This is a genomic window from Streptomyces dysideae (assembly GCF_001514305.1).
In the GTDB taxonomy this organism is placed as follows: Bacteria; Actinomycetota; Actinomycetes; order Streptomycetales; family Streptomycetaceae; genus Streptomyces; species Streptomyces dysideae.
Window position 1 is genome coordinate 94,049 of record NZ_KQ949105.1, and the last position, 26,511, is coordinate 120,559.

The 26,511-nt window shown below is 68.0% G+C and carries 26 protein-coding genes and 1 pseudogene; 6 read left to right on the forward strand and 21 right to left on the reverse strand.

Annotation, left to right across the window (positions count from 1 at the left end):
- The first annotated feature begins 164 nt into the window (after positions 1-164).
- Positions 165-494: an L-rhamnose mutarotase gene (locus AQJ91_RS56440; protein WP_234383241.1), complete on the forward strand. Its 330-nt coding sequence runs from the start codon at positions 165-167 to the stop codon at positions 492-494.
- A 308-nt stretch (positions 495-802) separates the two neighbouring features.
- Here AQJ91_RS56440 and AQJ91_RS35975 read toward each other — a convergent pair whose 3' ends face one another.
- From AQJ91_RS35975 to AQJ91_RS35990, 4 genes are all read right to left on the reverse strand, one after another.
- Complete coding sequence (locus AQJ91_RS35975) at positions 803-2,056, reverse strand: ROK family transcriptional regulator (protein WP_234383242.1); 1,254 nt, start codon at positions 2,054-2,056, stop codon at positions 803-805.
- Positions 2,022-3,302 carry a sugar ABC transporter permease gene (locus AQJ91_RS35980; protein WP_067030075.1) on the reverse strand — a complete coding sequence of 427 codons (1,281 nt, stop codon included), beginning with the start codon at positions 3,300-3,302 and terminating at the stop codon, positions 2,022-2,024. Before AQJ91_RS35980 ends, AQJ91_RS35975 begins: the two co-directional genes overlap by 35 nt.
- Positions 3,299-4,075 carry an ATP-binding cassette domain-containing protein gene (locus AQJ91_RS35985; RefSeq protein WP_067030077.1) on the reverse strand — a complete coding sequence of 259 codons (777 nt, stop codon included), beginning with the start codon at positions 4,073-4,075 and terminating at the stop codon, positions 3,299-3,301. The genes AQJ91_RS35980 and AQJ91_RS35985 overlap by 4 nt, the downstream gene beginning before the upstream one ends.
- Positions 4,076-4,189: 114 nt before the next feature.
- Positions 4,190-5,281: a sugar ABC transporter substrate-binding protein gene (locus AQJ91_RS35990; protein WP_067030079.1), complete on the reverse strand. Its 1,092-nt coding sequence runs from the start codon at positions 5,279-5,281 to the stop codon at positions 4,190-4,192.
- A gap of 918 nt (positions 5,282-6,199) precedes the next feature.
- Here AQJ91_RS35990 and AQJ91_RS35995 point away from each other — a divergent pair.
- Positions 6,200-7,729 carry a non-reducing end alpha-L-arabinofuranosidase family hydrolase gene (locus tag AQJ91_RS35995; RefSeq protein WP_067030082.1) on the forward strand — a complete coding sequence of 510 codons (1,530 nt, stop codon included), beginning with the start codon at positions 6,200-6,202 and terminating at the stop codon, positions 7,727-7,729.
- A 54-nt stretch (positions 7,730-7,783) separates the two neighbouring features.
- On the opposite strand, the gene AQJ91_RS56445 is transcribed toward AQJ91_RS35995, so the two are convergent.
- The 6 genes from AQJ91_RS56445 to AQJ91_RS36015 all read right to left on the reverse strand — a co-directional run bounded on the left by AQJ91_RS56445 (position 7,784) and on the right by AQJ91_RS36015 (position 12,452).
- Complete coding sequence (locus AQJ91_RS56445; RefSeq protein WP_234383243.1) at positions 7,784-9,253, reverse strand: hypothetical protein; 1,470 nt, start codon at positions 9,251-9,253, stop codon at positions 7,784-7,786.
- Entirely contained in the window at positions 9,250-9,456 is a 207-nt protein-coding gene (locus tag AQJ91_RS56450; RefSeq protein ID WP_234383244.1) for a hypothetical protein, read from the reverse strand. Before AQJ91_RS56450 ends, AQJ91_RS56445 begins: the two co-directional genes overlap by 4 nt.
- A 257-nt stretch (positions 9,457-9,713) precedes the next feature.
- Positions 9,714-9,953 carry a transposase family protein gene (locus AQJ91_RS56455; protein WP_324618044.1) on the reverse strand — a complete coding sequence of 80 codons (240 nt, stop codon included), beginning with the start codon at positions 9,951-9,953 and terminating at the stop codon, positions 9,714-9,716.
- A 232-nt stretch (positions 9,954-10,185) separates the two neighbouring features.
- Positions 10,186-11,007 (reverse strand): 2-keto-4-pentenoate hydratase, encoded by an 822-nt coding sequence (locus AQJ91_RS36005; protein ID WP_067030088.1) that lies wholly within the window; start codon positions 11,005-11,007, stop codon positions 10,186-10,188.
- A 51-nt stretch (positions 11,008-11,058) separates the two neighbouring features.
- Positions 11,059-12,021, reverse strand: a complete 963-nt coding sequence (locus AQJ91_RS36010; RefSeq protein ID WP_067030090.1) for an NADP-dependent oxidoreductase — start codon at positions 12,019-12,021, stop codon at positions 11,059-11,061.
- A gap of 41 nt (positions 12,022-12,062) precedes the next feature.
- Positions 12,063-12,452 (reverse strand): RidA family protein, encoded by a 390-nt coding sequence (locus AQJ91_RS36015; RefSeq protein ID WP_067030093.1) that lies wholly within the window; start codon positions 12,450-12,452, stop codon positions 12,063-12,065.
- 169 nt (positions 12,453-12,621) lie between these two features.
- Here AQJ91_RS36015 and AQJ91_RS36020 point away from each other — a divergent pair, with 169 nt between their 5' ends.
- From AQJ91_RS36020 to AQJ91_RS53990, 3 genes are all read left to right on the forward strand, one after another.
- Entirely contained in the window at positions 12,622-13,122 is a 501-nt protein-coding gene (locus tag AQJ91_RS36020; protein ID WP_067030095.1) for an Lrp/AsnC family transcriptional regulator, read from the forward strand.
- Positions 13,119-13,967, forward strand: a complete 849-nt coding sequence (locus tag AQJ91_RS36025) for a PhzF family phenazine biosynthesis protein (RefSeq protein WP_067030099.1) — start codon at positions 13,119-13,121, stop codon at positions 13,965-13,967. The genes AQJ91_RS36020 and AQJ91_RS36025 overlap by 4 nt, the downstream gene beginning before the upstream one ends.
- A gap of 66 nt (positions 13,968-14,033) precedes the next feature.
- On the forward strand, positions 14,034-14,270 hold the full coding sequence (locus AQJ91_RS53990) for a hypothetical protein (RefSeq protein WP_159054722.1): 237 nt from the start codon (positions 14,034-14,036) through the stop codon (positions 14,268-14,270).
- Positions 14,271-14,364: 94 nt separating this feature from the next.
- Here the strand turns inward: AQJ91_RS53990 and AQJ91_RS57895 are convergent, their stop codons facing one another.
- The 8 genes and pseudogenes from AQJ91_RS57895 to AQJ91_RS36060 all read right to left on the reverse strand — a co-directional run bounded on the left by AQJ91_RS57895 (position 14,365) and on the right by AQJ91_RS36060 (position 22,824).
- Positions 14,365-15,207: a PhzF family phenazine biosynthesis protein gene (locus tag AQJ91_RS57895; protein WP_067030102.1), complete on the reverse strand. Its 843-nt coding sequence runs from the start codon at positions 15,205-15,207 to the stop codon at positions 14,365-14,367.
- A 137-nt stretch (positions 15,208-15,344) separates the two neighbouring features.
- Positions 15,345-15,641 (reverse strand): annotated as a pseudogene (locus tag AQJ91_RS58530) (PhzF family phenazine biosynthesis protein); the annotation flags it as partial.
- Between the two features lie 98 nt (positions 15,642-15,739).
- A complete protein-coding gene (locus tag AQJ91_RS36035) occupies positions 15,740-16,678 on the reverse strand; it encodes a 2-hydroxyacid dehydrogenase (protein WP_067030104.1) in 939 nt (312 codons plus the stop codon).
- Positions 16,675-17,511, reverse strand: a complete 837-nt coding sequence (locus tag AQJ91_RS36040) for an enoyl-CoA hydratase/isomerase family protein (protein ID WP_067030107.1) — start codon at positions 17,509-17,511, stop codon at positions 16,675-16,677. The genes AQJ91_RS36035 and AQJ91_RS36040 overlap by 4 nt, the downstream gene beginning before the upstream one ends.
- A gap of 73 nt (positions 17,512-17,584) precedes the next feature.
- Positions 17,585-18,859, reverse strand: coding sequence for a CaiB/BaiF CoA transferase family protein (locus tag AQJ91_RS36045; protein ID WP_079085481.1), 1,275 nt, complete (start codon positions 18,857-18,859; stop codon positions 17,585-17,587).
- Positions 18,860-18,967: 108 nt separating this feature from the next.
- Positions 18,968-20,359: an MFS transporter gene (locus AQJ91_RS36050; protein WP_079085482.1), complete on the reverse strand. Its 1,392-nt coding sequence runs from the start codon at positions 20,357-20,359 to the stop codon at positions 18,968-18,970.
- A 161-nt stretch (positions 20,360-20,520) separates the two neighbouring features.
- Positions 20,521-21,327, reverse strand: a complete 807-nt coding sequence (locus AQJ91_RS36055) for an SDR family NAD(P)-dependent oxidoreductase (RefSeq protein WP_067030111.1) — start codon at positions 21,325-21,327, stop codon at positions 20,521-20,523.
- A 3-nt stretch (positions 21,328-21,330) separates the two neighbouring features.
- Positions 21,331-22,824 carry an aldehyde dehydrogenase family protein gene (locus tag AQJ91_RS36060; RefSeq protein WP_067030114.1) on the reverse strand — a complete coding sequence of 498 codons (1,494 nt, stop codon included), beginning with the start codon at positions 22,822-22,824 and terminating at the stop codon, positions 21,331-21,333.
- 208 nt (positions 22,825-23,032) lie between these two features.
- On the opposite strand from AQJ91_RS36060, the gene AQJ91_RS36065 reads away from it, so the two are divergent.
- Complete coding sequence (locus AQJ91_RS36065; protein WP_234383245.1) at positions 23,033-23,764, forward strand: FadR/GntR family transcriptional regulator; 732 nt, start codon at positions 23,033-23,035, stop codon at positions 23,762-23,764.
- 213 nt (positions 23,765-23,977) lie between these two features.
- Here AQJ91_RS36065 and AQJ91_RS54000 read toward each other — a convergent pair whose 3' ends face one another.
- The 3 genes from AQJ91_RS54000 to AQJ91_RS36070 all read right to left on the reverse strand — a co-directional run bounded on the left by AQJ91_RS54000 (position 23,978) and on the right by AQJ91_RS36070 (position 26,477).
- A complete protein-coding gene (locus tag AQJ91_RS54000) occupies positions 23,978-24,802 on the reverse strand; it encodes a hypothetical protein (protein ID WP_159054723.1) in 825 nt (274 codons plus the stop codon).
- A 137-nt stretch (positions 24,803-24,939) separates the two neighbouring features.
- Positions 24,940-25,293: an ATP-binding protein gene (locus AQJ91_RS57905; protein WP_324618046.1), complete on the reverse strand. Its 354-nt coding sequence runs from the start codon at positions 25,291-25,293 to the stop codon at positions 24,940-24,942.
- 287 nt (positions 25,294-25,580) lie between these two features.
- The gene (locus AQJ91_RS36070) at positions 25,581-26,477 is read right to left on the reverse strand and encodes an HTD2 family dehydratase (protein ID WP_067030120.1); all 897 of its coding nucleotides are present in this window, start codon (positions 26,475-26,477) and stop codon (positions 25,581-25,583) included.
- Between the last annotated feature and the right edge of the window lie 34 nt (positions 26,478-26,511).

Genomic DNA, 26,511 nt, shown 5'->3' on the forward strand with positions numbered 1-26,511 from the left:
CCGAGGCGGCCTACGACAGCGCCTTCCTGACCGTCCGGCTGCCCGCGTCCCACCCGGGTCCGGCTCATCCTCCGCCTCCGGCTGCGCACCAACGCCCCCAGCTACCGCACACCGTTCGACGCCCAGGCCCACGCGTCCTCCGCGGGCGTAGAGGGAGAAACCGTATGAAGCGCATCGCCCAGACCATCAGACTGCGGCCCGAACATCGAGAGGAGTACCGCGAACTCCACTCCGCCGTCTGGCCAGGAGTCGAAGCCGCCCTGAACCGGGCGCAGATCCGCAACTACAGCATCTTCCACGGCGACATGGACGCCCGAGTCGCCGCACCGGCCGTCCTGGGACACGAGATGTCCGGCAGGATCGTCCGCGTCGGCCCGGGCGTGGAGGGCCCTCCCTGGAGACCGAGTTCGCCGCGATCGACCGGATCGAGGCGGGCGTCGTCGTCAACGAGGTCCCCGGCTTCCGATCCGACGTCATGCCGTACGGCGGGGTGAAGGACTCCGGGACCGGACCCGAGGGACCCCGGTTCGCCTTGAGGACATGACCGTCACGCGGATGGCCGTCATCCGCTCCCGTACCAGGAAGGCCTGACCCATGACCCACCAGCCGAAGCCGAGCGCGCCCTTCGCCGTCCGAGATGCTCCGGCTGCGACGCTTGCGGCCGGAGCCGAATGGCGAGCACGAGCAGGCCAGCAGGACCATGGTTCCTCCGCCGGGGCCGGGGTGACCACCGGATGCGGCGACCGTCTCGGGTGTACCGCGTGGCGGTCCGGTCTTCGTGCCGTTCGCGTCGCCGTACTGGCTATGCGCCGGCGCGGGCCAGCGTCTCCAGAGGGCCGACCAGGATCTCGGAGAAGGCGAGTTCGGCGGCTCCGATGAGCACCGCGTCGTCGCCGAGTTCCCCCAGTCGCAGCCGCAGGTTCTCGCGGGAGGCCGTGAGGGCATGGCGGTTGATACGGCTGCGGATCTGGGCCGCCGAGCCGAGGAACACCTCGCGGAGCGTCCCGCCGAAGATGACCGTACGCGGGTTGAGCACATTGACCAGGTTGGCGACGCCGATGCCGAGCCAGTCACCGACGTCGTGCAGCGCGGCGCGGGCGGTGATGTCGCCCCGGTCGGCCGCTTCGACGACGGCGCGTACGGCTTCCCGGCCGGTGGCCGACGGGTCGCGCTGCGCGGTCTCCAGCAGGGCGCGCTCCCCGGCCTCGGCTTCGAGGCAGCCGCGCGCCCCGCAGCCACAGGGCCTGCCGCCGCGCGGGTTGACGACCATGTGCCCGATCTCGCCGCCGTATCCGCAGTCGCCGCCCAGCAGTTGGCCACCGGTGATGACACCGCCGCCGATGCCGATGTCGCCATGCAGGTACACGAGGTCCTGGCAGCCGGTCCCGGCACCGCGCAGGTGCTCCGCGAGCGCACCGAGACTGGCCTCGTTGCCGACTGAGACGGGAAGGCCGAGGCCCAGCCGGCGGGTGAGGTCCTCGCCGAACGCTTCCTCCTCCCAGTCGAGGTAGGGGGCGGCGCGGACGAGGCCGTCGGGTCGGCGCACCATCCCGCGGACGGCGGCGGCCACGCCGACGCAGTAGGTTCCGTGCGGCGCCGTGCCCACCATCTCCAGTGCGGAGCCGGCGAGGACCTCAGCCACCTTGTCGGCGTCGCGACGGCCGGGAAGCACGGGGATCTCCCTGCGGTCGAGTACGACCCCGCCCAGACCGATGCGTGCGGCGGCCAGCCGGTCCACGCCGACGTCGAAGGCGAGGACGTACACGCGGTCGGACTCGGGCCGTACGACCAGGGACGGCCGGCCGGCCCTGCCGGTGTCACGGGGCAGTTCCTCACGGACGAGTCCGGCCGAGGTCAGCTCGCTGACCAGACCCAGGATGGTGCTGCGGTTGAGTCCCATGCGCTCGGCCAGGACGGCCCGCGACGTGGAGCCGCCGATGTGCACATGACGGAGCAGGGTGCCGAGGTTGTGCCGGCGAATCTCCTCCTGCGAGGGACCGGCTTTCATGGAGACCCAGACCTCATCGTTGTACGGCCCGGCGACGGGAGAGGGCATCCACGCCTGCGGCCACCAGCAGAACCGAACCCGTGACAGCGTACTTGACCCCTGAGCTGTACCCCATCAGGCCCATGCCGTTCTGGATGACCGCGACCACCATGCCGCCGAGCACGGCGTCAACGACCCTGCCCCGCCCGCCGAACAGGCTCGTCCCGCCGATCACGGCGGCGCCGACCGCCAGCAGCAGCACGTTGCTGCCACCGGTGTTGGGGTCGACCGAGTTGCCCCGGGACGCGGCGATGATGCCGCCGACCGCGGCCAGGGACGAGCAGATGACGAACGCGGAGATCCGGATGGCTGCCACGTTGATGCCGGCCCGGCGGGCCGCCTCGGCGTTGCCGCCCACCGCGTAGATGTGCAGGCCGAACGAGGTGCGCTGGAGCAGGAACGTACCGGCGACGAGCAGGACGGCGATGACCGGCACCACGATCGGCACGCCCTTGAGCGAGTCGACGATGACGTTGCGGCTGCGCTCCTGGTTGAGCAGGTGGACGGCGATCGCACCGAGCACCGCCAGGCCGCCGATCCTGACCGCGAGCAGGGTGAGCGGAGCGGTGGCGAGCCCGCGCTGCCGGCGGTTGCGGTTCTGCCGGAGCTGGATCGCCGCGTACGCCCCGACACTGACGGCGAGCAGTACCCAACCCAGCACGGGGGAGAGGTTGTTGTTGGCGACGGCCAGGATCGTCTCGTCCCGGATGGAGATGTTGGTGCCTTCCTTCAGCAGCATCAGCACGATGCCCTGGAATCCCAGGAAGGCGGCCAGGGTGACCACGAAGGAGGGGATGCCGACCTTCGCCACCAGCAGGCCGAGCAGCAGGCCGATGACCGTGCCGGTGAGGATCGCCGCGCCGGCCGCGCCGTACCAGGGCCATCCGTGGTCGGTGAGCAGGATGGCCAGGACGGCGGCGCAGACCCCGCTGGCGTACCCCGCGGACAGGTCGATTTCGCCGAGGAGGAGGACGAAGACCAGGCCCATGGCGATGGCGATGCTGCCCGCGCCCTGGGTGAGCAGGTTGGCGAAGTTCAGCTCGGAAAGGAAGACCGGGCGCAGGGCGGCGAAGAACAGGCACAGGACGATCAGGCCGAGTACGGCGGGGAGGGCGCCCAACTCGCCGCCCCGTACCCGCTCGGCGTAGTTCCGGGCGACCGAGCGCAGACTCGCTGACCCGGCCGCTCCGTTCTTCTTCGACGTACCGGGACTGCCCGGCAGGTCCGGCTTCTCGGGGGCGAGGGCGGCGGTCATGCGGTGGCTCCGTTGCTGTGGGCGAGGCCGAGGTCCCCGCTGCGGCCTGAGGTGATGAGTTCGACGACCTGGGAGTGCGTCACGTCCGACGTTTTGACCTGGGCGGCCATCCGGCCCAGATAGAGGGCGGCGATCCGGTCGGACACCGCGAAGACGTCGTTCATGTTGTGCGAGATCAGGACCACGGCGAGGCCGTTGTCGGCCAGCCGCCGCACGAGTTCGAGGACCTGTGCCGTCTGGGCGACACCCAGCGCGGCGGTCGGCTCGTCCAGGACGACGACCTTGCTGTTCCACAGCACGGCCTTGGCGATGGCCACGGTCTGCCGCTGGCCGCCGGAGAGACTGGAGACCTGCTGGCGGATGGACTTGACGGTGCGGACCGACAGCCCTTCGAGGGTCCGGGCGGCCATCTCCTCCATCGTCGCGTCGTCCAGGACAAGGCCCCGGCGCTTCTCGCGGCCGAGGAACATGTTCTGCACGATGTCGAGGTTGTCGCAGAGCGCCAGGTCCTGGTACACGATCTCGACACCCATGGCCGCCGCCTCACGCGGGCTGTGCACCTGGACCTGCTCACCGTCGAACCAGTACTCGCCGCCGTCGATCGGGTGGATTCCGCCGATGCACTTGACCAGGGTGGACTTGCCTGCGCCGTTGTCTCCGACGAGGGCGGTCACCTCGCCCGGGTGGACGTCGAAGGACACGTCGTGCAGTACCTGCACGGCGCCGAAGCTCTTGTCGATCCCGCGCAGTCGAAGGATCGGGGTCGCTGTCATGGAAGACGGCTCCTTACGGTCGTGAGGTCGCGGGCCCTGGGGAGGTGGGAGCCCCGGGGCCCGCGGTCGGGCAGGCCGGACCAGGGGGCACGGTCCGGCCGGCCGGTCAGGGCGCTACTTGATGCCGGCCTTGGTGCACAGGGCGGCGTACTCGCCCGTGCACAGCTCTTCCTTGGTGACGAAGCCGTCGTCCACGACGTCCTTGACGTTGTCCTGGTAGATGGCCACCGGGGTCTCCAGCACGGACGGGACCTTGCGCTTGCCCTCGGGGTCCTCGACGGTCGCGTTCGTCTCGCCCTTCTCGCCCTTGGCGAGGGAGATGGCGAGCTTGGCGGTGGCGTCGGCCTCCTTCTTGACCGCCTTGTAGACGGTCATGCACTGGTCGCCCGCGAGGATGTTCTGCAGGCCCTGCACGGTGGCGTCCTGGCCGGTGACCGGGACCTCGCCGTTGCGGTTCTGCTTGCGCAGGACGGCGATGGCCGCGTTGCCGAGACCGTCGTTGGCGGCGAGCACACCGCCTATCTGGCGCTCGCTGGTGAGCATCTGCTCGAAGATGGTGCCGGCCTGGGCGTTGTCCCAGTCCGGGACGGACTGGTCCGGGCCCTTCACGTAGTCACCCGACTTGTACTTCGGGTCGAGGACGCCGTTGTAGCCCTCGGCGAAGAGGGTGGCGTTGTTGTCCGTCGGGGAGCCGTTGAGCGTGGCGATGATGGGCTTCTTGGCCTTCATGTCGCTCAGGCACTTGCTGAGGCCCTCGCCCTGCAGTTTGCCGACCGCGGTGTTGTCGAAGCTCACGTAGTACTGGGCGGAGCCGCCGAGAGTGAGCCGGTCGTAGTCGATGGTGGCGACGCCCTGTGCCTTGGCCTTGTCCAGAACGGCCTTGCCGGTGCCGCTGTCCAGGTTCACGATCACCAGGACGTTCACGCCGCTGGTGATCATCTGGTCCGCGATGGTCTGGAACTCCTGCTTGTCGCCCTGCGCGTTCTGAATGTCGTACTCGACGCCCGCCGCCTTGAACGCCTCGGAGAGGTACTTGCGGTCAGCGGTCTCCCAGCGGGCCGAGGACTTGCTGTCCGGGAGGATCACACCGATCTTCGGCTTGGCGTCCGAGCCGGAGTCACTGCTGCTCGACGAGGAGCCGCCACAGGCGGTGAGCGAGCTGGCCAGCGCCACCGAGGCGGTGGTGAGGAGGAGTCCCTTGCGCATGGGCAGGGTCCTTTCTGGTGTTACGGCCGGACGACCGGACGCACGAGGGTGGTGAGGAGGAAGGCGAGAAGCGCGCTCTCGGGGGAATTGCCGGGTGTTGGGTGATCCGCCCGGCTGAATGTTGTGAGCGGGAACTTACGGCGCTCCGGAGCCCGTGCGCCAGAGTGTGGGAGGCGCTATTTGTCATTCGCCATAACAATTAGGTGACGCCGTCGCAACACGGAGGCCGCGCGGCCTCCTGTGCGCCATGAACCCGCAGAGGGCATGAGGTCGTGCGATGGCCGGCCGCGCAGTGGCCCATAGGGCGGCGTGACGCGGAGTATCCGCGCCGATGGGCTTCCACGGTCGTGACCGCGTCCCTGCCCGCGCGTGTTGGTGGGCCCGCGCGCATCTCGACCGGGCCGGAGCCGGGCCCGCATCGGGAGCCGGAACTGCGGCGGGAGTTCTGGGGAGCGATCCACCTGGTGGGCAAGGGGTGGTGACAATCCGTCAAGACGGAGCACATGTGCAGGTCGGCGCGGTTCGACGTGACCATCGGTGATGGAGGGGCGCCTTCCGTCCGGGAGTCCTGGCTGCCCCGGTCCGCCCACTGAATTTGCAACAAGTCTTGACGGGGGGATCTTCCGGCCCCACAGTGTGGCCCGATTAATCAACTGCCCTTACAAACTCGCTGCCCTCCGACGGGACGGGGGACTGTGGTCGGGTCAGGGAGCGCTTCCAGGCTTCTCTGGCGTCGACAACAGATTCGGTGCGCAGGTCATCGCACTGGCAGTGGCGGCCGCAGGACCTCGCTGCGGGACTTCTCCGTTCCTTTGCTGCGGCGGGAGTGCCTGCCGGTGCTGGACTGGTTGGTTCTGGCGAGAGTGTGCCGTGCCATGAGACGGGCTGCCCGGGCCCTGACGAAGAAGGAGGAAACAGATGGTGGCCATTGGTATGGCCAGATGGACTTCGCCCCGACAACGTGGCCTGGTGGCGGTGGTGGTCATGGCCATGCTGACCGCTTTTCTGGTCGTGGCCGGTGGGACGCGGGCGTCGGCGGCGACGGTTGACCTCAACGGGTGGTACGTGCTGGTCAACCGCAACAGCGGCAAGGCGATGGAGGACTACAACTTCGCCACGAACGACGGTGCCGCGGTGGTGCAGTGGACGCGCCACGACGGGGCCAACCAGCAGTGGCGGTTCCTCGACTCGGGGGGCGGCTACTACCGGTTGCAGAATCGGCACTCCGGCAAGGTGCTCGACAACCAGGGGTGGTCGACCACGGCCGGAACCGACATCGTGCAGTGGAGCGATCGGGGCGGGGCCAACCAGCAGTTCCGGCTGGCAGACTCGTCGGGCGGCTATGTGCGGTTGATCAATCGGCACAGCGGCATGGCCGCGGAGCTGAAGGACGGCTCCACCGCTGACGGGAGCAAAGTCGTCCAGTCCTGGGACTGGGACGGGAACAACCAGCAATGGCAACTCGTCCGCGTCGGCGACGTCTCCACCCCCTCACTGCCGTCGACGTTCCAGTGGAGCTCCAGCGGCGTGCTGGCCGGGCCGAAGCCGAACGCGAACCACAACGCCGTGGCCATCAAGGACTTTTCGGTGGTCCGCCACAACAACGAATGGCTGATCTACGCCTCGGCCGTTGGCCCGGACTTCGGGTACGCGCTGGAGTTCTTCAAGTTCGGTGACTGGTCACAGGCCGCGTCGGCGCCACAGACGTACCTGGACGAGGTGTCGCCGATGGGGCCGGGCTACCGGGCCGCACCACAGGTGTTCTACTTCGCCCCGCAGAACCTGTGGTACATGGTCTACCAGACCGGTCCACCCACGTACTCGACGAGCACCGACCCCAGCAACCCGGCGTCATGGTCGGCGCCGAAAACGTTCATGTCCACCCAGCCTCCGATCGTGCAGCAGTACAACGGCGGATGGCTCGACTTCTGGGTCACCTGCGACACGGCCGACTGCCACATGTTCTTCACGAACAACAGAGGGCAGCTCTTCCGGGCGCAGACCACCCTGGCCAACTTCCCCAACGGCTTCGGCAACACCACCGTGGTCATGTCCGACACGGCCGCCAATGTGTTTGAGGCGACCAATGTGTACAAGGTTGCTGGCGGCAACCAGTACCTGCTGCTTGTCGAGGCCATGGCGCCGTCCAACGGACGACGCTATTTCCGGTCCTTCACCTCCAGCAGCCTCACCGGACCCTGGACACCGCTGGCCGCCACCGAGTCCTCACCGTTCGCCGGCGCCAAGAACGTCTCCTTCTCCGGCACACCCTGGACCCAGGACATCAGCCACGGAGACATGGTCCGCTCCGGCAACGACCAGACCAACACCATCGACCCCTGCAATCTGAAGTACGTCTATCAGGGCTTGGACCCCAGCGCCAGTGGCGATTACAACTCGCTCCCGTGGCGGATGGGCCTCCTCACCCAAACCAACTCAACCTGCTGACCGAACTGCGCACTCCCGCCCGCAAGTCCGGTACCCACAACGCGTATGCCCTGGTCAAGCGGCGCTTTCCAGGGGGCGTCGCAACGCGTGGTCGTGTTGATCGGGCCGCGAGCAGTCCATGCTGGCGCTCGGCTGGGGTTTCCCAGCCGAGCGTTTTGCGTGGGCGGCCGGTGAGCTCGGTGGCGACATCTCGAGCTGTTTGACAGCACCATCTCGTCCGCCCAGGTCAACCGGCGACAAACCGGCGCTGCCGCCTCTTGACGAACCATTGGCAGCGTCGTCAGGCAGGCGAGCGGGAGTCACCGGCAAGCGGTCCCACCGCCGGGCGACGACGAAAGAAGCCGCCGAGGCGAAGGCGGCCAAGCTCGGAGATTGGAGTGAGTACGCGGAGTGCCGATCTGTTCCATGTCGTGGCGTCGATCGCGTGCGCGCGAGTCTTGTCGAAGACGCATGGGAACTGCGCTGCGGACGCGGGAATGCACACCGATCATGGTCGTCAGTACATCTCGAAGGCGTTCCAGCGCGCACGTCTGCGTCAGGGTGGCCCAGGAGAAGCGAAGTCGCCGGGCCGTGAAAGCTGGAATCGTGTCGGCGTCGCTTGAACCGTGGCTCAGTCAAGATTTCCGTGAAGCCGATCACGGGACCGGTCGCTTCATAACTCTGTGTTGTCGGCGGTCCGCGGCGACGAGCAGGCCTCGCTTGCGGAGCAAGGGGAGTCCTGCTCGTCCTGCCATCTGCCGTTTGAGCAGCTTGGTCCGTCACCCGGCCCTCGACGCAGCCCGAACTCCACTCCGTGCTGAGCCCCTGAGCGACGGCGTCGAAGTCGGTCAGCAGGCCGTCGGCGAAGCCGCGGAGCCCGTGGTGCTCGTCCGCGCGGGCGTCGGCGATCCATTCGGGCAATCGGCTCGCGCTGCGGATGGCCATCATCGCGGCGAAGGACCGGACATGTCGGGTGGCGGCCTCAAGTTCGGGGCAGCGGGCCAGGATTGCCTTGAGTTTCTGCTGATCGTCGTCGCTCATGCGGTCGGGGTTCCTGGTGATCCATCCGGTCACCTTGCGCACCCTGGGCGGGCGCGGTGGGGGCGGGGTGTCGGCCGGTGCGCGGCGGAAGCGGCGGAGGTAGTCGCGGACGACGGAGTAGGAGCCGGTGAAGCCGCGTTCGCGGAGTTCGGCGTGGAGCTTGGCCCCGCTGGTGTGTCCTTCGTTCCAGCGTCGGTTGAGATAGGGCTTGTAGGGGTCCAGGGTGCTGGGGATGTTCTGCCAGCGGCCGGTGGCGAGTTCCTGCCAGGTAGCAGCCCGGGCATAGCGCCGGACGGTGTTGGGGGCCAGGTCAAGGCGGCGGGCCACGGCCCGGACACTCAGGCCCTGGCCGAGGAGTTCGTGCACGGCGGTGTGTTGCTGCTGGACCCGGGCGGCCAGTCGGCCTGCGTGCGAGATGGGCGGGCATACGATGTCCGGACCCGATTCCGGGTCGGGATCCGGCTCGCGCAGGCAGGCGCTGTGCTTGCTGACCAGGTGTTTCATCGCTTCGGCGAGGTTGTGCCAGATGTGCCAGAGATCGGCGATCTGGACCGCATCGGGGCTGCGGAGCGGGCGCCCTCGGCGAAGGCGCCGCCCCGGTCGCGGCAGATGATCTCCACTCCGGGGTGGTCGGTGAGCCAGGCGGCGAAGGTGGCCGACTCCCGGTCGGGGAGCAGGTCGATCGGGGCGTGAGTCTCGCAGTCCACCAGCACAGTGCCGTACTTGTGTCCCTTGCGGGTGGCGAACTCGTCGACCCGAGCACCCAGGGCGTCCCAGCGGGCGGATCAGGCAGCGCCATGACCAGTCCCAGCAACGTGGTCCGGCTGACCGGCGCCGGCAGCCGGGCCGCCAACCGCTCGCCGGCCCGGCCCGCCAGAGCCACCGAGATCGCTCAACAGGTCCCTGAGCTGCGGGGTTCGACGCCCATAGCGCACCGTCAATCCCTCGACCTGCCCGGCGAAGGTCACCCGGCTGCACCCAGGTCGCAGAACAGACGGCGGATGGTCAGCTCGATGCACACCCGCCGGCCGCCGACTGCGCCATCCGCGAGACGGCGCTGGTATCCGCTGTGCCGTCGCAGGGACGGTGCACCGCAATCCGGGCACGACGCCGGAACCGACCCCGACGTTCTCGCCGCAATGCGTAACACCCCGCCCTCGGCACTCACTTCCTCCACCAGCACCCCGCCCAGGTGCGGTAACACCGTCTTCAGTAGCTCCCCACACTCTCCGAGTGTCGTGGCATCAGTGACGGAGCGTCACCGGCGCACGGAAGCGTGATCGGCTTCACGGAAATCTTGACTGAGCCCAAGTTCAGGCGCCCCCGACAAATCGTCATGAGGAGGATGTCGGCACCTGCCCGCGCAAATAGCATACCGGTACGGCTTGTGCTTCCTTGGTCTGTGCCAGCAGGACACGAAATTGTTCGTCAGCAGATCAGGGGACGAATGCGCAGGTCACAGTCATGAATCCCTGGAAGTGTGCTGCCAATCGGTCGCCTGGCTGCACGGCGATGGGGGCGCTGCATGTCCCTGTGGTGACGAAGGCACTGGCTTCGAGGGGCGTTCCGATGTAGGTGAGCTCGTTGGCCAGCCAGGTGAGCGCCGCGACCGGATCGCCGAGCACATTGGCTCCCGTCCCCTTCACGGACCGGCTCGTTGCTGGACCGTTGATGGTCGCCGTCATGTCTACGGAGGCGAGTTCCGATGCGGTCCATGGGCGGAGCGTCTCAGGGCCCAGCACGAACTGGTGGCCGCAGGCGTTGTCGGCGATCAGCTGATTCGCGCCGACCGCAGTGACGTCGGTGAACCGCGTACTCGGCAGTTCGATGCCGAAACGCAGCTCAGACACGGCATCCATCACCTCGGCCGCAGTGTATGGCCGTACGCGCGGAAGTATCGGGGAACCGAGGACGAACACGAACTCCGGTTCCGCCAGGCGCATGGCGTTTCCTCGCAGGGAGAGCGCGGTGCCGTCGGCGTGGACGCGATCGGCAAAGACGCGGCCACCGATGGGGCCGTCGACGTTGATGTGCCGCTGCCCGGCCGCGCTCGTCGCAGCGATCTTCCAGCCGGCCGTGGCATGGCCCCCGAGGTCGGCGATCCTGGTCTGCACGACGTATGCCTCCGCCCGTGTGGAGGGAGCGATGCCGGACGGGAGCGGGCCAATGCGCTCACCGCTCCTCGTCGCCCGGAGCAGCATGGCGGCACAGAGGTCGGCTCTTTCGGCTCCTTTCGGGAGCGTGGGACTCGTGTCCATGCTGTCCTTGATAGGGGACTCCGAATGATTCGGTGCAGTCCGCCGCGTCCGTCAGCCGGCGACGCGCAGCACTGTCTTGGGCATGCGCCCTGTTGCCATCTGCCGGTGGATCTCGACGGTGTCCTCCAGCGGCGCGACCCGGGGAGGCACGACGTGGAGAGCGCAGTCGGCGATGAGCGCGGAGACGTTTTCGAGAGCGACGCGATCGGGTTCTACGATGATGTCGGTCCAGCGGATCCCGGATCGCTCGGCGGCGGAGTGGAGCTCCTGCTGCTGGCCGGAGGGCACACCGACGATCAGGCCGCCCGGCCGGGTGAGCGGCACCGAGCGCGCTGCGAACTGTCCACCGATGAGATCGACGACGACGTCGACGTTGCGGACCGGCCCTCCGGGGAGGTACGGGTCGTCGAATTCGTGGGCGGCGTAGTCGATCGCGCGATCGATGCCCAGCGTCTCCAGCTGCTCCAGCTTGGCACCGGTCGCATGTCCGATAACCGTCGCCCCCAGCCTCCTGGCCATCTGCACGACGTAGGAGCCCACGATCCCGCCCGCCCCCAGCACCAGAACTTTCTGGCCGCTGCGCACCTGCGCGGCGTCATGCACGATCTGGTACGCCGTCGTCGCCGGCAGTGGGATCGAGGCGGCAGTGGCGAAGTCGAGGCAGTCCGGAATGCGCGCCAGATGGCGCGACGGGGACGTCACGTACTCGGCGTACCCATTCGCCGCGCGAGGGAAGCGAGGCATGCCGTAGACGCGGTCGCCGACCTGGAAGCGATTCACCCCGGTGCCCAGTGCGGTCACGGTTCCGGCGACGTCCCACCCGACTGTCATCGGGAACCCGCCCATGAGCGGAGCCACCGACCGGCCTTCCCGGGTCTTGCCGTCCACGGGGTTGACGCCGACGTGGCTGACGCGCACCTGCACCTCGGTCGGCACCGGCTCGGGCACCGGTGCATCGTGCACCAGGGACAGGACCTCCGGGCCTCCGAACTCGGTCTGCACGACAGCGCGCATCGCAGCTGCCCCCTTCTGATCACCACGGGCTTGAGCGGACATCAGGACTGGGAGTCCCGGGCGACGAGCTCGATCTCGACCGCCGCCCCGAGCGGCAGGCCGGCTGCCGCGATCGTCGTTCTTGCCGGATACGGCTCGGTGAAGACCTCGCCGTAGATCGCGTTCACGGCCTCGAAGTCGTCAAGATCAGTCAGGTACACGTTGACCTTCAGCACCTCGGTGAAGCTCGATCCCCCGGCGGTCAGCACCGACTCCAGGTTGGCGAAGACCTGGCGCGTCTGCGCCTCGATCCCTCCTGCCACCACCTCGCCCGTCTGCGGGTCGAACGGAGCCTGGCCGGAGAGGAACAGTAGGCCGCCGTGACGAACCGCATGCGAGTACGGCCCGACTGCGGCAGGTGCTCCAGCAGCATCAATAGTGTTACGATTCATAAGTGCACTGTATCATCTGCTTTGATATATAAATCAAATCTGCGCATCAGCTTTACTAAGTGAAGCGAAGTCGGTGCATGGGTGACTTCGCGAGTCACAGCGACCTCACACTCGCAGCGCCGTGGCGGGGTGCTCGTCGCCGATGCGTGGTCAAGGGACAGGGACCCCAGTGAGTGAAACTCTCGATGCCGTTGATGTACGTCTGCTCCAGCTTCTCGACCTGGACGGACGCGCCTCGTTGCGGAGCCTGGCCGAAGCCGTCGGTCTCTCCGGGCCGGCGGTCGCCGATCGCATCAGCCGGCTGACCGAGCGCGGCATCATCCGCCGCTTCGCCGTCGACATCGACTGGGCGCGACTGGGCCTTCCGACGCTGGCTCACATCGCTCTGCTGACGGACAAGACCCAGCACATCGAGACCGTCATGAGCAGGCTGCGCGAGGTGGAGCGCATCGAGGAGATCTCGATCGTCACCGGTTCCATCGATCTGCTCGTGCGAGCACGGGTGGCGGACCTGGTCGACCTGCGCAGGCTCCTGGTCGAGCGGATCTGGCCCATCGAGGGCATTCAGCGGGTCGAGACGACGCTCGCGGTCGAGACGCTTGCACTCCCCGACTTCACGGCGGCTCTGCTCACTGACCGCACCACCTCCGACGGATCGAGCCGATCATGACCAAGTCCCCGACCGTTGCCCGATACGCCGCATTCGCCGACAGCCCCGAGCTTGGCAACCCGGCCGGCGTCGTGCTCGATGCGCGAGCCCTGTCCGATGCCGACATGCAGAGCATCGCCGCCGAAGTCGGCTACAGCGAGACTGCCTTCGTCACCTCGCTTGTCGAACCAGGGGCGACCGCCTTGTCCGTACGGTATTTCGCCCCGGACGCCGAAGTCGATTTCTGCGGCCACGCGACCATCGCGACAGCGGCCGCACTGGGCGACGTGCTCGGCCCCGGCGACTACGTCCTGAACACCCGCGTCGGCCCCATCCACGCCTCCGCTCGACGAGAGAATCAGCGCACCATCGGGGCGTTTCGAAGCGCGGCCGTCTCCAGCTCTCCGCTCAGTGCTGAACAGCTCGACGCTCTGCTGCGGCAGCTGGGCTGGTCCAAGGAAGATCTGCACCCGGAATACCCTCCCGCGATCGGGTACGGCGGCAACCGTCACCCCGTCCTCGTGGCCCAGGATCCGCACCGGCTGGCTGACTTCGACTACGACTTCGATGGACTCCGCGCCCTGTGCCGCGCAGAGGACTGGGTCACGATCCAGCTCATCGCCCCTGAAGGCCCCGGCTGCTGGCGTTCCCGCAACCCCTTCCCGTGGGGCGGGGTGGTCGAGGACCCGGCCACAGGCTCGGCCGCCGCAGCTTTCGCCGGCTACCTCCGTGCACTCGGACGAGCCACTCCAGGGGACCGGTTCACGATCATCCAGGGAGTCGAAATGGGTCGTCGCAGCCGCATCGAAGTCGAGGTCCTGGAGACGGCTGCGCTCATCGCCGGCCCTGCGACCGTCATGTCCTGACCGCGCATGCGTCTCACTGCTTCTCATGCAGGCTGCGGCGGCGAGGCCGCATACCGACCGATCGAGGTGCTCGTCACCGATGTCCTTGAGAAGGACCGCACCGTGATCGAGGTGCCGGGAAAACTCTCCGCGCCGCTCGACCACCTCGCCACGAACGGCGCCACGACGAACGACGGCGAGAGCAAGCGACCATCCCGGCGGACAGCGACACGGACACCGGTGCCGCGGGACCGGTCCCGGTGGCGGTCGCCGCCTTGGAGACCCGCGTCGGGAAACGCTCAGGAGCGCGCCGTCGATCCGTGACCTGTGCCGTCGTGCAGAAGGCTGCAGAGGGACCGGAGAGAAGAGCACGGCGTACCAGCGCTCCTCTGCCGACCCTCCACTGTGGGCGGGGCCGTCAGACGACCGCGGTGGCGCGCAGTTCGAACAGGACCGCCGGGTGGGTGAATCCGGTGATGAGGGTCATGCGCGCCGGCCCCGGGGTGGGCCACACGCGGAGGAACTCTTCGTTCCAGCGGGGCACGTCGGACGCGGAGGCGAGGAACGCGTCCAGCGACACAACCCGGTCGTGCGCAGATCCTGCCGCCTTGAGCTCTGCGAGGAGGGCGTCCACCGACTCGGTCACCTGCTGGGCGAACGGCACGGTCCCACCGGTCTGCATGGCCTTGATCACGGAGGGAGCGATGATTCCCGAGGTGAAGACGAAACCGTTGGCGGTGACGGACCCGGGGAGGATGGGCAGCTGCCCTGGGGTGCGGTGGATGCTGGTGCTCACGAGGTTCTCCTTGGACTGCGGAATGTCGGGGTGCGGGGACACCGCCCTGCCTTTGCCGGTACGGCATCGCGGTGGCGCTCTGGGCTTGCGGTGAAGGCAGCCTTCGCCAGGGGGCCAATCGGGAAGCGCGATGGTTCCGTTCAGGAAACGCACGCAGTTGCCGGTGACGAAGGTGCGGTCGCCTTCGACGCGGCATCGGACGGTCCCGCCGCGGGCCGAGAGCTGGCGTGCGGTGAGCGTCGTCCTGCCGAGGCGCTCGGCCCACAGAGGGGCGAGCTGGGCGTGGGCGGAGCCGGTGACGGGGTCTTCGGGGATGCCGGCCTTGGCGCCGAACCAGCGGGAGACGAAGTCGTAGGGGGTGCCTGTGCCCGGGGCGGTGACGGCGACGCCACGCACATCGAGTCCGCCGAGTGTGGCGAGATCCGGGCTGAGGTCACGGACCGTCTGCGCGTCCCGACGACGCATACCAGATCGTCCGTGCCGCGCAGCGCCTCTGTCACGGGCGCGCCCATGGCCTCGACGACCACGGGATCGACCTCGCCCGGGGTGAGGGGCCCGAAGGGGAGGTCCATGGTGTAGCCGCCATCGGGCTCGTGTTCGACGAAGAGCCATCCACTGCGGGTGAAGAACTGCAGGCGAGTCGCATCGGGATGGCGGTCTTCGAAGAGGTATGAGGAGGCGGCGAGTGTGGCGTGGCCGCACAGGTCGACCTCGATCGCGGGAGTGAACCACCGCAGCTGATAGGCCGGTTGGGTGGGGATCGGCGCTGTGACGCCGGCCGGCAGGTCGGGCACGAGGTAGGCCGTCTCGGAGAGGTTGTTCTCGTTGGCGATCTTCTGCGGCCGGGTTGCCCTCGAAGAGGGCGTCGGCGAACGGGTCGATCTGGATGATGGGCGGATTCACGAGGATCATGCTGTCCGAAACGGGATGTAAATGGTTGAACGGTCGGGTCCGTAGGACCGGTGTCGAGCCGGGACGGCGCATCCGGACGGCGCTGTCATGACGGGCCCTCGTCGGTGCGTGCGGTGGTCACAGGTGTGACGTCCATGACGTTCTGGAGCGGTTCGCCGGCTGCGAATCTGGTGAGCTGCTGTCTGATCAGCCGTTCCGCGCGGGGGCGGAACGCGCTGGTCGGGCCGCCGACGTGGGGCGAGAGCAGCAGGTTCGGCGCCGTCCACAGGGCGTGGCCGGGTGGCGGTGGCTCGGGGTCGGTCACGTCGAGGGCGGCACTGATCCGCCGGGTCCGCAGCTCGGCGATCAGGGCGTCGGTGTCGACCACTCCACCGCGGGCGACGTTGACGAGCAGCGCGTCGTCCTTCATGGACGCCAGGAACTTGGCGTCGACGAGGTGACGGGTGTCGGCGGTCAGGGGAACGGTCAGGATCACGATGTCTGCCTGCGGTACGAGTTCGGGCAGGTCGGCCATGGCCCGCACGTCGCCGCGCGCCGTCCGGGCCACCTTGTCGAGCGTGACCTCGAACGGCAGGAGCCGCGCCTCGATCGCGGCGCCGATGTCGCCGAACCCGACGATCAGGACGTGCTTGTCGGCGAGAGACGGATAGAACCTCTGCAGCCATTCCTGGCGGTCCTGGGCGCGGACGAAACCCGGGATACCGCGAAGTGAGGCGAGGACGAGGGCGACGGCGAGTTCGGCCGTCGCGGCGCTGTGGATCCCTCGGCCGTTGCAGAGGGTGATGCCGGCCGGGATCCGGCCGCTGAGGTGCTCGACGCCGGCCGTCTGCGTCTGCACGACCCGAAGTTTCGGCATCCGGGACAGCAGTGAGCTGTCGTCTGCCAGGAACCGGTACGGCATGACGTAGAACTCGATCTCGTCGAGGTAAGTCGGTGCGGCATCGGCGTGGTCGGCCACCTCGTAGCGCAGCCCCTGGGGCAGGTCGTCGATGGGGAACGGCAGCCAGACCAGTGGCGCGCTCATGCGTCTGCTCCCCTCATGGTCACCGCGGCCGCGTCGCGTGGCGGATAGGGGTGGAGGCGGTAGTCCGGTTTCGTCTTGGCGACGAAGGCGTCGACACCGTCGCCGGCCTCGGCCGAAGTGAAGGCTCGTTCGCTGAATGCCAATGTGTGTTCCAGTGCTTGGTTTTCGTCGGTGTCGAATGCCAGGTCGATCGCCGCCTTGCACATCGCTGTGCCCGTGGCGGGCCGGTCGGCGAGTTGCTCGGCCAGGCCGAGCGCCACCTTGAGGCTGTCCCCGGTCGGGGTGACCCGGTTGATCAGGCCCCACGAGAGAGCCGTGAGGGCGTCGATCGGTTCTGCGAGCAGCATGATCTCCTTGGCCCGGCCCACACCGATCCGACGCGTCGTGCGCAACGTGCCGCCGCTGCTGGGAAACAGACCGAGCGTGATCTCGGGAGAGGCGATCTTGACGTGTTCCTCGGCGACGATGAGGTCGCAGCACACCGCGATCTCCAGACCGCCGCCGTAGCAGAGCCCGTTCAGGGCCGCGATCGTCGGCTTCGGGAAGTGCGCGAGATGGTCGAACACCTCCTTCTGCGGCCGCAGCTTGAGCTCGACCGCCGCGCCCGGCTCTCGTAGGCCGACGATCTCCTTGATGTCGGATCCGGCGCAGAACGCCTGCTGTCCGGCCGCCGTCACCACCACCGCGCGGACGTGCGTGTCGTCGTGGGCACGCTCAAGCGCCTCGGCCAGGGCCATCGTGAGGGGACGGTTCATCGCGTTGACCGGCGGGTGGTCCAGCGTCAGGACAGCGGCGGCGCCGACAACTTCGTAGTGGACGGTGCTGGTGGTCATGAGTCCCTCCGGATGGGGGGTTCCTCGCAAAGCGAGGTCGCGTACGGGTCGAGCAAGGGCCGGTTCGCAGGAATCACAGGGCGCCGCCGTCATCGAGCCGCTTGAACTCCTCGTCTCCGACCCCGAGCAGTTCGTGCAGCACGTCCCGGTTGTCCTGGCCGACGGAGCGCCCCAGATACCTGATCACGCCGGGTGTCTGCGACATCCGTGCCACGGGCGCCTGCACCCGCACCTCGTCGAGATCCTCGTCCTTGACCGGGACGAAGGTGCCGCGGGCCTTCAGGTGCGGGTCCGCCATCAGCTGTTGGGCGTTGTAGACGGGACCTGCCGCGACACCGTGGTCGTCGAACTGCTGCATGACCGTCTGAAGGGAGCGTTGCCGGATCCAGTCCGCGATCAGGTCGTCGACGGCGTCGCGGTTGACGATGCGACGCAGCGGGTCCGCGTACTCGGGGTCCTCCCGCAGCTCGGGTCGTCCGATCGCGTCGAAGACCTTCAGGGCCACCGACTGGGCGCTGCCGGACAGGGCGATCCAGTGGCCGTCGCCGGTCTTGTAGGTGTTGCGCGGCACGCTGATGGCCCACTTGTTGCCGACGCGGCCGGGGATCTTACCCAGCTGGTCGTAGGTGAGTGTGGCCTGTTCGGCGAAACGCGCCAGCGGTTCGAGCAGGCTCAGGTCGATGAGCTGTCCCTGTCCGGTCCGCTCGCGGTGCAGCAGCGCGGCGCTGACGGCGAAGGCGCCGTGTACCGCGGCGGTGCAGTCGGCGAGCATGAACCCGGGCAGGGTCGGCGGGCCGTCGGCTTCACCGGTGATGTGGGCGAAGCCGCTCATCGCCTCGCTGATGGTGCCGAACCCGGCCTTGTCGCTGTAGGGGCCGCCGGCGCCGTAGCCGGTCACGTGGATCATGACGAGACCCTCGTTGCGGCTGGCCAGGTCCTCGTAGCTGATACCCCATCGTTCGAGGGCCGAGGGGCGGGCGTTGAGGATGACGACGTCGATCTCGGCGGCAAGCCGGCGGAAGAGCTCTTGGCCGGCCTCGACGCGCAGGTTCAGCGACACACACCGCTTGTTGCGGCCCAGGCTCTTCCACATCAGGTTGATGTCGCCCTTGTTGGCGCCCCACTGCCGGATCGGATCACCGGATCCCGGCTGCTCGACCTTGATGACGTCCGCGCCGTACTCACCCATGTAGGTGGCGATCATGGGGCCGGCGACCAGTGTGGCCGCGTCGAGCACCTTGATCCCGTCGAATGCTCCCGGCGTGTGCCGGGGCGACGGAGGGCGCTGGCCGGTAGTGCCGCCGGGCCGGCTGCGGGTGGGTGGCTGGTACGCAGAGTTGGTTGTCATGAGCGGCCTCTCGGGGCGGAGATGGAAACGAACGGGACGAGTCCCTTTGAACGGCGCTTTGTCTCGGACGGGCGGGCAGCGACTGGGCCCGGGTGTGCGTGCAGCAGGTCACTGAGTGACGGCAGCCGTGCCTTCGCCGGTCTTGACCTGGGTGCCGGTGCGCATGACCGAACTCATGCGCAGCGCGAGGACGGTTCCGAGGATCATCAGCGCACCGATGCTCACCAGTCCCCACTTGGGGTGGCCCGTCCTGTCGGTGAGCCACCCGACCCAGTAGGGGCCGACGAACCCCGCGATGTTGCCCAGCGAGTTCACCGCGGCGATACCGGCCGCGGCGGCCGCACCGGTCAGGAACGCGGTCGGCAGCCGCCAGAATCCGGCAAAGGTGGAGATGACGGCGACGGCGCAGATGAACAGGCCCGCATAGCCGACCCACGGGTTCGTCGCGAACGCTGTCACGGTCAGGGCGAGGCCGCCCGCCGCCAGGAAGAACGCCGTGATCCGGGCCGGCTGGTTGAGCCGGTCGACCATGATGCCGGCGGCGATGATGGCGATCGCTCCGACGGCGTAGGGCGCCGCCGTCAGCAGAGTCACCGTCAGGTTGTCCTCGATACCCAGACTGGACTTGATGATCGTCGGCAGCCAGAAACTCAGCCCGTAGAGACCGAAGACGAGCGTGAAGTAGACCGCCGCCAGGCCCAGCACCCGCGGGTCCTTGAGCGAGGCCAGCTCCGACTGAGGGTGATGCGCTTCGATCTCCGTGGCCTCCGCCCTGAGGGTTGCGGTCAGCCACTCCTTCTCCGGCCGGGGAAGCCACTCGGCCTTATCGGGCCGGTCGGTCAGGTAGGAGAACAGGAACACACCGAGGAGGACGGTCGGGATGCCTTCGAGAATGAACAGCCACTGCCAGCCCTCGAGCCCGAGGCCATTGACTTTCAGCAGCAGGCCGCCCAGCGGTGCGCCCAGTGCGGTCGACAGCGGTACGGCGCAGAAGAACAGGCCCACGACCCGGGCACGCTGGCGGGCCGGGAACCAGAACGTGAGGTAGAGGATCATGCCGGGGAAGAACCCGGCCTCGGCCGCACCCAGCAGGATCCGGATCGCGTAGAAGCTCATCTCGTTCCACACGAACGCCTGGAGTACAGCCACCAGGCCCCACGTGACCATGATGCGGGCCATCCACACGCGCGCCCCGACCCTGAACATGATCAGGTTGCTCGGGACCTCGAAGATGAAGTACCCGAGGAAGAACAGTCCGGCACCGAGTCCGAACGCTGTGGCGGAGATCCTCAGCGCGTCGTTCATCGTGAGCGCCGCGACCGAGACCGAGGTGCGGTCGAGATAGGAGAAGAAGTAGCAGACGCACATGATCGGCAGCAGCCGTCGCGCGACGATGCGATAGGCACTCGCGGCAACTTCCGGTTCGGCCGGGGTTGCCGGGCCCGGCGTCACAGGACCTGCCGGCTCGGTCGGCTGTTCGGTGCGCCTGTCCTTCGTCATGGCGGCTTCCCCTTACGTGCGGGTGTCAGAAGAGATCAACTGCTGGGGCGACAGCGGCTGCGGGTGCGGTTCGGTCAGGCGCCACAGAGCAGGGCGGCGTGACGTGCGCAGGTGCTGGGTGCGACTCGCCAAGCGGCGAGAAGCGGGCAGGCGGTGGGGGGTCAGCCCATGGGCGGGGTGTAGCGGCCGTCGACCGCGGTCCAACCCCCGTCGACGCAGAGCTGGCTTCCGGTGATGAAGGACGCTGCGGGAGAGGCCAGGAACACGACCGCTCCGGCGAGTTCGGAGGGGTGGGCCCACCGGTCGAGGGCGCCCTTGGTGGCGTATGCCTCGTCCCACTCCTTGTTGGAGCGGATCGGCACCGTGAGGGCGGTGTCCACGGCGCCGGGCGCGATGGCGTTCGCGCGCACTCCCTGTGGTCCGAGTTCGGCGGCGATCGTGCGCAGCAGCTGGACCAGGCCGCCCTTGGTGGTGGCGTAGACGCTCTGGCCGGGCTCGACCAGGGTCGCGCGCATGGAGCTGAAGCCGATGATGCTGCCCTTGCCGCGTTCGGCCATGCCGCGGCCGAAGCCACGGAACAGATCGAACTGGGCGCGGAGGTTGAGCGCGATCACCCGCTCGAACTCCTCGCTGGAGTAGTCCAGGATCCGCTTGCGTACGTTGGTCGCGGCGGTGACCACCAGTGTGTCGACCGCGCCGATCTCGGCCACGGCGCCCTCCACGTCGACGCTGGATGTGGCGTCGAGCTCGTAGGCGCTCATCCCCGGCCCCCGCGATGCGGTGTCCTTGGCGGCGATCAGGTTGCGGTCCGCGCAGATCACCTCGGCGCCGCCTGCCGCCAGGGCGATGGCGCTCTCGCGGCCGATGCCGCTGCCGGCGCCGACGACTACGGCACGCTGACCCGTGAGGTCGAACATCTTGGTGTAGTCGACGGCGTACGGCGCGCTCGACTTGGGCTCGTGGGTCATGGTTCAGCTGTCCATTCCGGTGTGGGGGCGGATGATGGCCATCCGGGGCACGGTCATGTCCTCGATGGCGAAGCGGGGACCCTCGCGGCCGGTCCCGGAGTCCTTGACGCCGCCGTAGGGCATGACGTCGGAGCGGAAGCCGGGCACCTCGTTGACGACCACGCCGCCGGCCTCGATCCGGTTGACCGCGGTGAACGCCGTCTCCAGGGACGCGGTGAAGACAGACACGTGCAGCCCGTAACGCGAGTCGTTCACCAGATCGAAGGCCGCTTCGACGTCCGCGACGCCGCGGATGCCGACGACGGGGCCGAAGATCTCCTCGTTCCAGGCGCGGGAATCCGTGGGGACGTCCAGGAGAACGGTCGGAGGGATGACCCGATCCGGGGCTGTTCCGGCAGTGAAGCTGGACGCGCCGTGGCGGACGGCTTCCTCGACCCAGCTGTTCACGCGCTCGGTCGAGGCCGGATCGATCAGGGCCGACACCCTGGTGGCCGGGTCACGCGGGTCGCCCACGGTGACATCGGCGAGCCGGTCCTTGACCAGCGCGAGCAACTCGTCGCGGATCGACTCGACGGCGATCACCCGCTGCACGCTGATACATGCCTGCCCCGACGCGTAGTAACCGCCCTTGACGATGGCGCTCGCGGCGGCCGGAAGGTCGGCGTCCTCAGCGACCACCAGCGCCGCATTCGAGCCCAGCTCGAGCAGCACCTTGGTCGGGGCCGCATCACGGGCGATCTGGTGCCCGACGGCGGCGGACCCGGTGAACGAGACGAGCCCTATCCGCGCGTCGGTGGTCAGGCGCCTGCCGACGTCCACACCGCCGGTGACCAGTTGAACCGCCTCGGCGGGCGCACCGAGCTCCACCAGTGCCTCCCGCAGGACGTGCACCAGCCACAGCGTCGCCAGCGGCGTCTGCGGGGCGGGTTTGACGATGACGGGGCAGCCCGCAGCCAGTGCCGGCGCAACCTTGTGGGCGGCCAGCATCAGGGGGTAGTTGAACCCGGCGATCGCAGCGACGACGCCGATCGGCTTGCGGACCCAGAACCCGAGCAGGCCCTCACCGCTGGGCAGCAGGTCCATGGGGACGGTCTCGCCGTGAATGTGCGTCGTCTCGTCCGCTGCGGCGCTGAGCGTGACCAGTGTGCGGTCCACCTCGACCCGGCAGTCGACCAGCGGCTTGCCCGACTCCAGGACGAGAAGCTGCTCCACTTCCGTTCGGGAGGCCGCCAGGGCGTCGTGCGCCCTGAGCAGCGCTGCGCGGCGTACGTGCGTCGGCAGCGCGGCAACCTCGTCCTTCGCCGCGGCCGCGGATTCCAGCGCTTGCTCCACCAACTCCACGTCGCCCAGGGGAGCTGCAGCCACGAAGGACCCGTCGTAGGGAAAGACCACGTCACCGGTGGCGGGGGTGTCCACCCAGCCGGCGCCGACAGGCAGGCCGCTCGGGTAGGGCAGCGCCACGCGGGACGTTCGGTCGACGCGTACCGAAGATGTCATGTGCATTTCCTCATCTCGCCAGTGGCGGGCGTCAGATATGGCCCACTGAGTAGACCTAGGTCACTGGTCAGACCAGTGCGCTTCCTTTAATATTGAGGTGTTGCGCTGGCCTGTCAAGGCCCATCGCTAGGGTTGAGCAGCGACTAGGCGAGTGAGGGGTGCCCGGAATGGTGATCAGCCAGTGAGTGGAGAAACCACGTTCAAGCCTGTGCAGTCGGACCGGCTCTACCGGCGCATCGTCGAGCAGATCGAGGACGCTCTGCTGCGCGGAGAGCTGCGCCCAGGACAGCGGCTGCCCAGCGAGCGCGAACTCGTCGCGCAGTTCGGAGCCAGTCGCTCCACCATTCGCGAGGCGCTTCGCGTACTGGAGAACGACGGCGTCGTCCGCTCACGCCCGGGTGACAAACAAGGGCCAGAGCTGCTGCCGTTCTCGACTGCCGCCCTGGCGCGCCAGATGACACGGCTCGTGCGGTTCGAGCAGATCACGATCGCCGAGCTGATCAGCTCAAGGATGATCTTCGACTCGGCCGCAGCTCGACTGGCCGCGGTACTCCACACGGCGGACGAGCTCGCGGAGATGGAAGCAGCCGTCGCATCGATGAACGCCGCCATGCCCGACGACTTGGACGCATTCGGCCAGGCGGACCTCGCTTTCCACGAAGCCGTCGCCAGGGCCAGCCGCAACACCTTCGTGCAGGTTTCGGACGCCGTGGTGCACGACGTCGTACTGTCGCTGATCACCGACGACATCGACCAGGCACAGAACCAGGTGTCGTTCATGGCGAGATCGGCCGAGTTCCACGGACGAATCCTGGCTGCCATCCGCGAGCGCGACGGCATCACGGCAGCACGGCTCTCACGCCAGCTCCTGTTCGACTTCTACGCCAATCACGTCAGTGCCGAACAGAGGGTGCTCCTCGCCGCTCTGGTCGACGAGTAAGAGCTCGCCCAGCTGGGGCATGAGGTCATGGTCGTCGGTGGGGTGGTTGCCGCCGGTGTCCGAGGAACGTGTCCAGCCACGCAGGAATGCGGCCGAACTCCTCATCGCGATCGGGGAGGCACCGGGGTGTACGAGGGGGTGGCGGACGCGCACCTCATGAGCAGTTCAACGGTTCGCCGCGACCCTCGCGACATCCTCCGATGTGACGAGTGGTCAGCCACGATCTGCTGCGCTCGGCGCCCGAGACTCACCCGGTCCGGTCCACAGCGTGCTGCGAGTGCAGTAGGTCGCCAGCCCCCACTGCTGGTCGACAATCAGCTCCAGTCCCTGTTCGCTGAAGGCGGGCAGGAGCCGTTGCAATCGTGCCCTCAGGGCGCGCAGGGTCATGGGCAAGTCGGGGGTACCGAACAACAGTCTCAGGTGGTGGCAGCAGACGACGCTGCGGGCATGGGAGGCTATGTGGAACAGAAGCCTCTGGCTTGACGTTCCTCTTGGGTATCCGGCATTTCGGGCTGGTGGTGGACATCGTCTGAGGTCGGCCCGGATGCGCCACGTGAGTTCGGCCGTCGGCGCTGTCGGGTCGAGGACGTCGCACGCCCCGGCATCCAAGGCGTCAGCGGCATCGCTTCCGTCGGGTCGCAGGACCGCCACGGGGGCGACGAGTGATGCGGCCCGTACCAGGCGGGCCAGGGTCTCCGGGACTGCGGCAGGCGCATCCAGCAACAGCATCGCCGGTCGTAGTTCCAGGATCGATGCGAAGAACTGATCGCTTCCCCACCGGAGGACGCCGCCTTGGGCGAGGCCGGCGTGGTGCAGACGCGCCGCCAGGCCGGAGGTCGGCGTCTCGACCGACACCACCAGCGACGCGCGAAGATGGGCCGACAGCGTGGGGACGACGCGCGCCGTCGCGGGAAGTTCCGTCCGTGGTCCTCGGCGTTGGTGGGCTTTGGCGTAGTTGAGGTCCGCGACCGGAGCCGCATGATGTCTCATGGGGCCGACAGGGCGAGTGTGGGTGGCCCGCAACTCCTGGATGGGCATCGCGTGCCCTGGGAGGTGAAGTCAACGGCCGTGGCGACACTGTCGGTCGGCAAGTCGTCCCGTCAGGCACTGTGGACAAACGGCGGCCGGAGACACCGACCAGCCCGCGCCGTTGTCCGCGGATGCCACCGTCGAGCTCAAGCCTCATAGACACGGCTTCTTGAGTGATCGATTCCGCTACCGTGCAGCATGAGGGTCAGAGGGGCGTGTGGAACATCTTGTGCAGGCGCTGGACTCAGGCTGCACGGAGCATCGCCCACCTTGGTGGTCCCGCAGGTGTGGGTGTGGATGCCGTACTCCGAGGACAGAGCTGCGACGATGGGGATCCCACGGCCGTGTTCCTCCGGTTGGAGGTCCTGGGGCGACCGCTGGATGCCCGAAGGTCCCGCATCGGTGACTTCGATGCGCAGGCCGCGACACTCCTCGGTACTGATCCAGGAGAGTCGCAGTACAGCCGGAGGAAGGGCGTGGGAGACAGCATTGGTGATCAGTTCTGATCACCAGGAGGGCGTCCTCGGCTGGTTCCGGGAACAAGTTCCACTCGGAGAGGATCGTTCGGGCGCGTCGGCGCACAGCGGCGAGCGCCTGGGGGACATGCGGTACCAGGCAGGTGTGCTCCATGTCTTTGGGAGGCACACCGTTCGCATGGGCGGCCAATTCGGAGACTGTCGTGCTCATCTTGTGTCCATCCTCAGTCAACTGAGGGATCATTCGGTGCGTCTTGGGCGGTGAACGCCTCGGTCACGCCTACCTGCGCGAGCGCCAAAACGGCGGCACATCAGAAAGCAGTGAACGACACTGCAGCCGGGGCGGGCTCAAGGGCAGCGGCAGCGGTCATGGTCTTCACATGGCCGCTGAACGCGGCGACTTCGACCGTGGCTCCGCCTGTAGGGGCGTCTTCGGCTGCCTCGCCCAGGCTTGATCCCTTCAGCCTCAACCGCAGATCGTGGTCGTCGAAGGCCGGCGCGAGGGCACGGAACTCAAAGCTGCGCACCGCACGGCAGGGAAAGAAACGGGCAACCGCGTCTGCCAGCAGCACTGCCTGCAGCGGGCCGTGGACGACAAGCGCCGGGTAGCCTTCCACATCGGTGGCGTAGTCGCGGTCGTAGTGGATTCGGTGCGCGTTGTAGGTCAGAGCGGAGAACCGGAACAGCAAGGTGGGTTCGATCCGGACGTCGCGCCCCCAAACCCAGGCGTGTGCGTCTTCCCGCAGCTCGGGAGCCTCGCGGGCCTCGAAGCGGCGAGCGTCCCGGTAGACGATGTTCTGCCGCTCGTGGATGGCCGCACGGTCGGAAGCGAGTTCGTGGTCGACCGTGACGAACATGAGGTCACCCGTTCGGCCCTTCTTGCGGGCCACATCGGACACACGCGAGGTGCGGGTCAGTGGCTCTCCCACCGCTGGCGCGGAGCCGATCGCGATGCGGCCTCCGGCGTACATGCGGCTGCGTCCGTCGGCGGGAGGCAGAAAGGTGCCTGTTCTGGGGTGGCCGTCTTCACCCAGGTCGGACTGTCGCGCCTGCGGCAGAAAGGCAAGCCAGTGCCACAGCAGGGGGAGCGGTGAGCCGACGCCGGGCGGATCGCCGTCACGGTCGAGCAGATCATGCAGAGCCGATGCCGCAGCGGGCGTAACGACATCCTGGTGTGTTGCCTCGACCGGCTGCCAGATAGTGGTCATGGCCCGGTGGTCCCTCCTGTTGGTGCAAGGCACT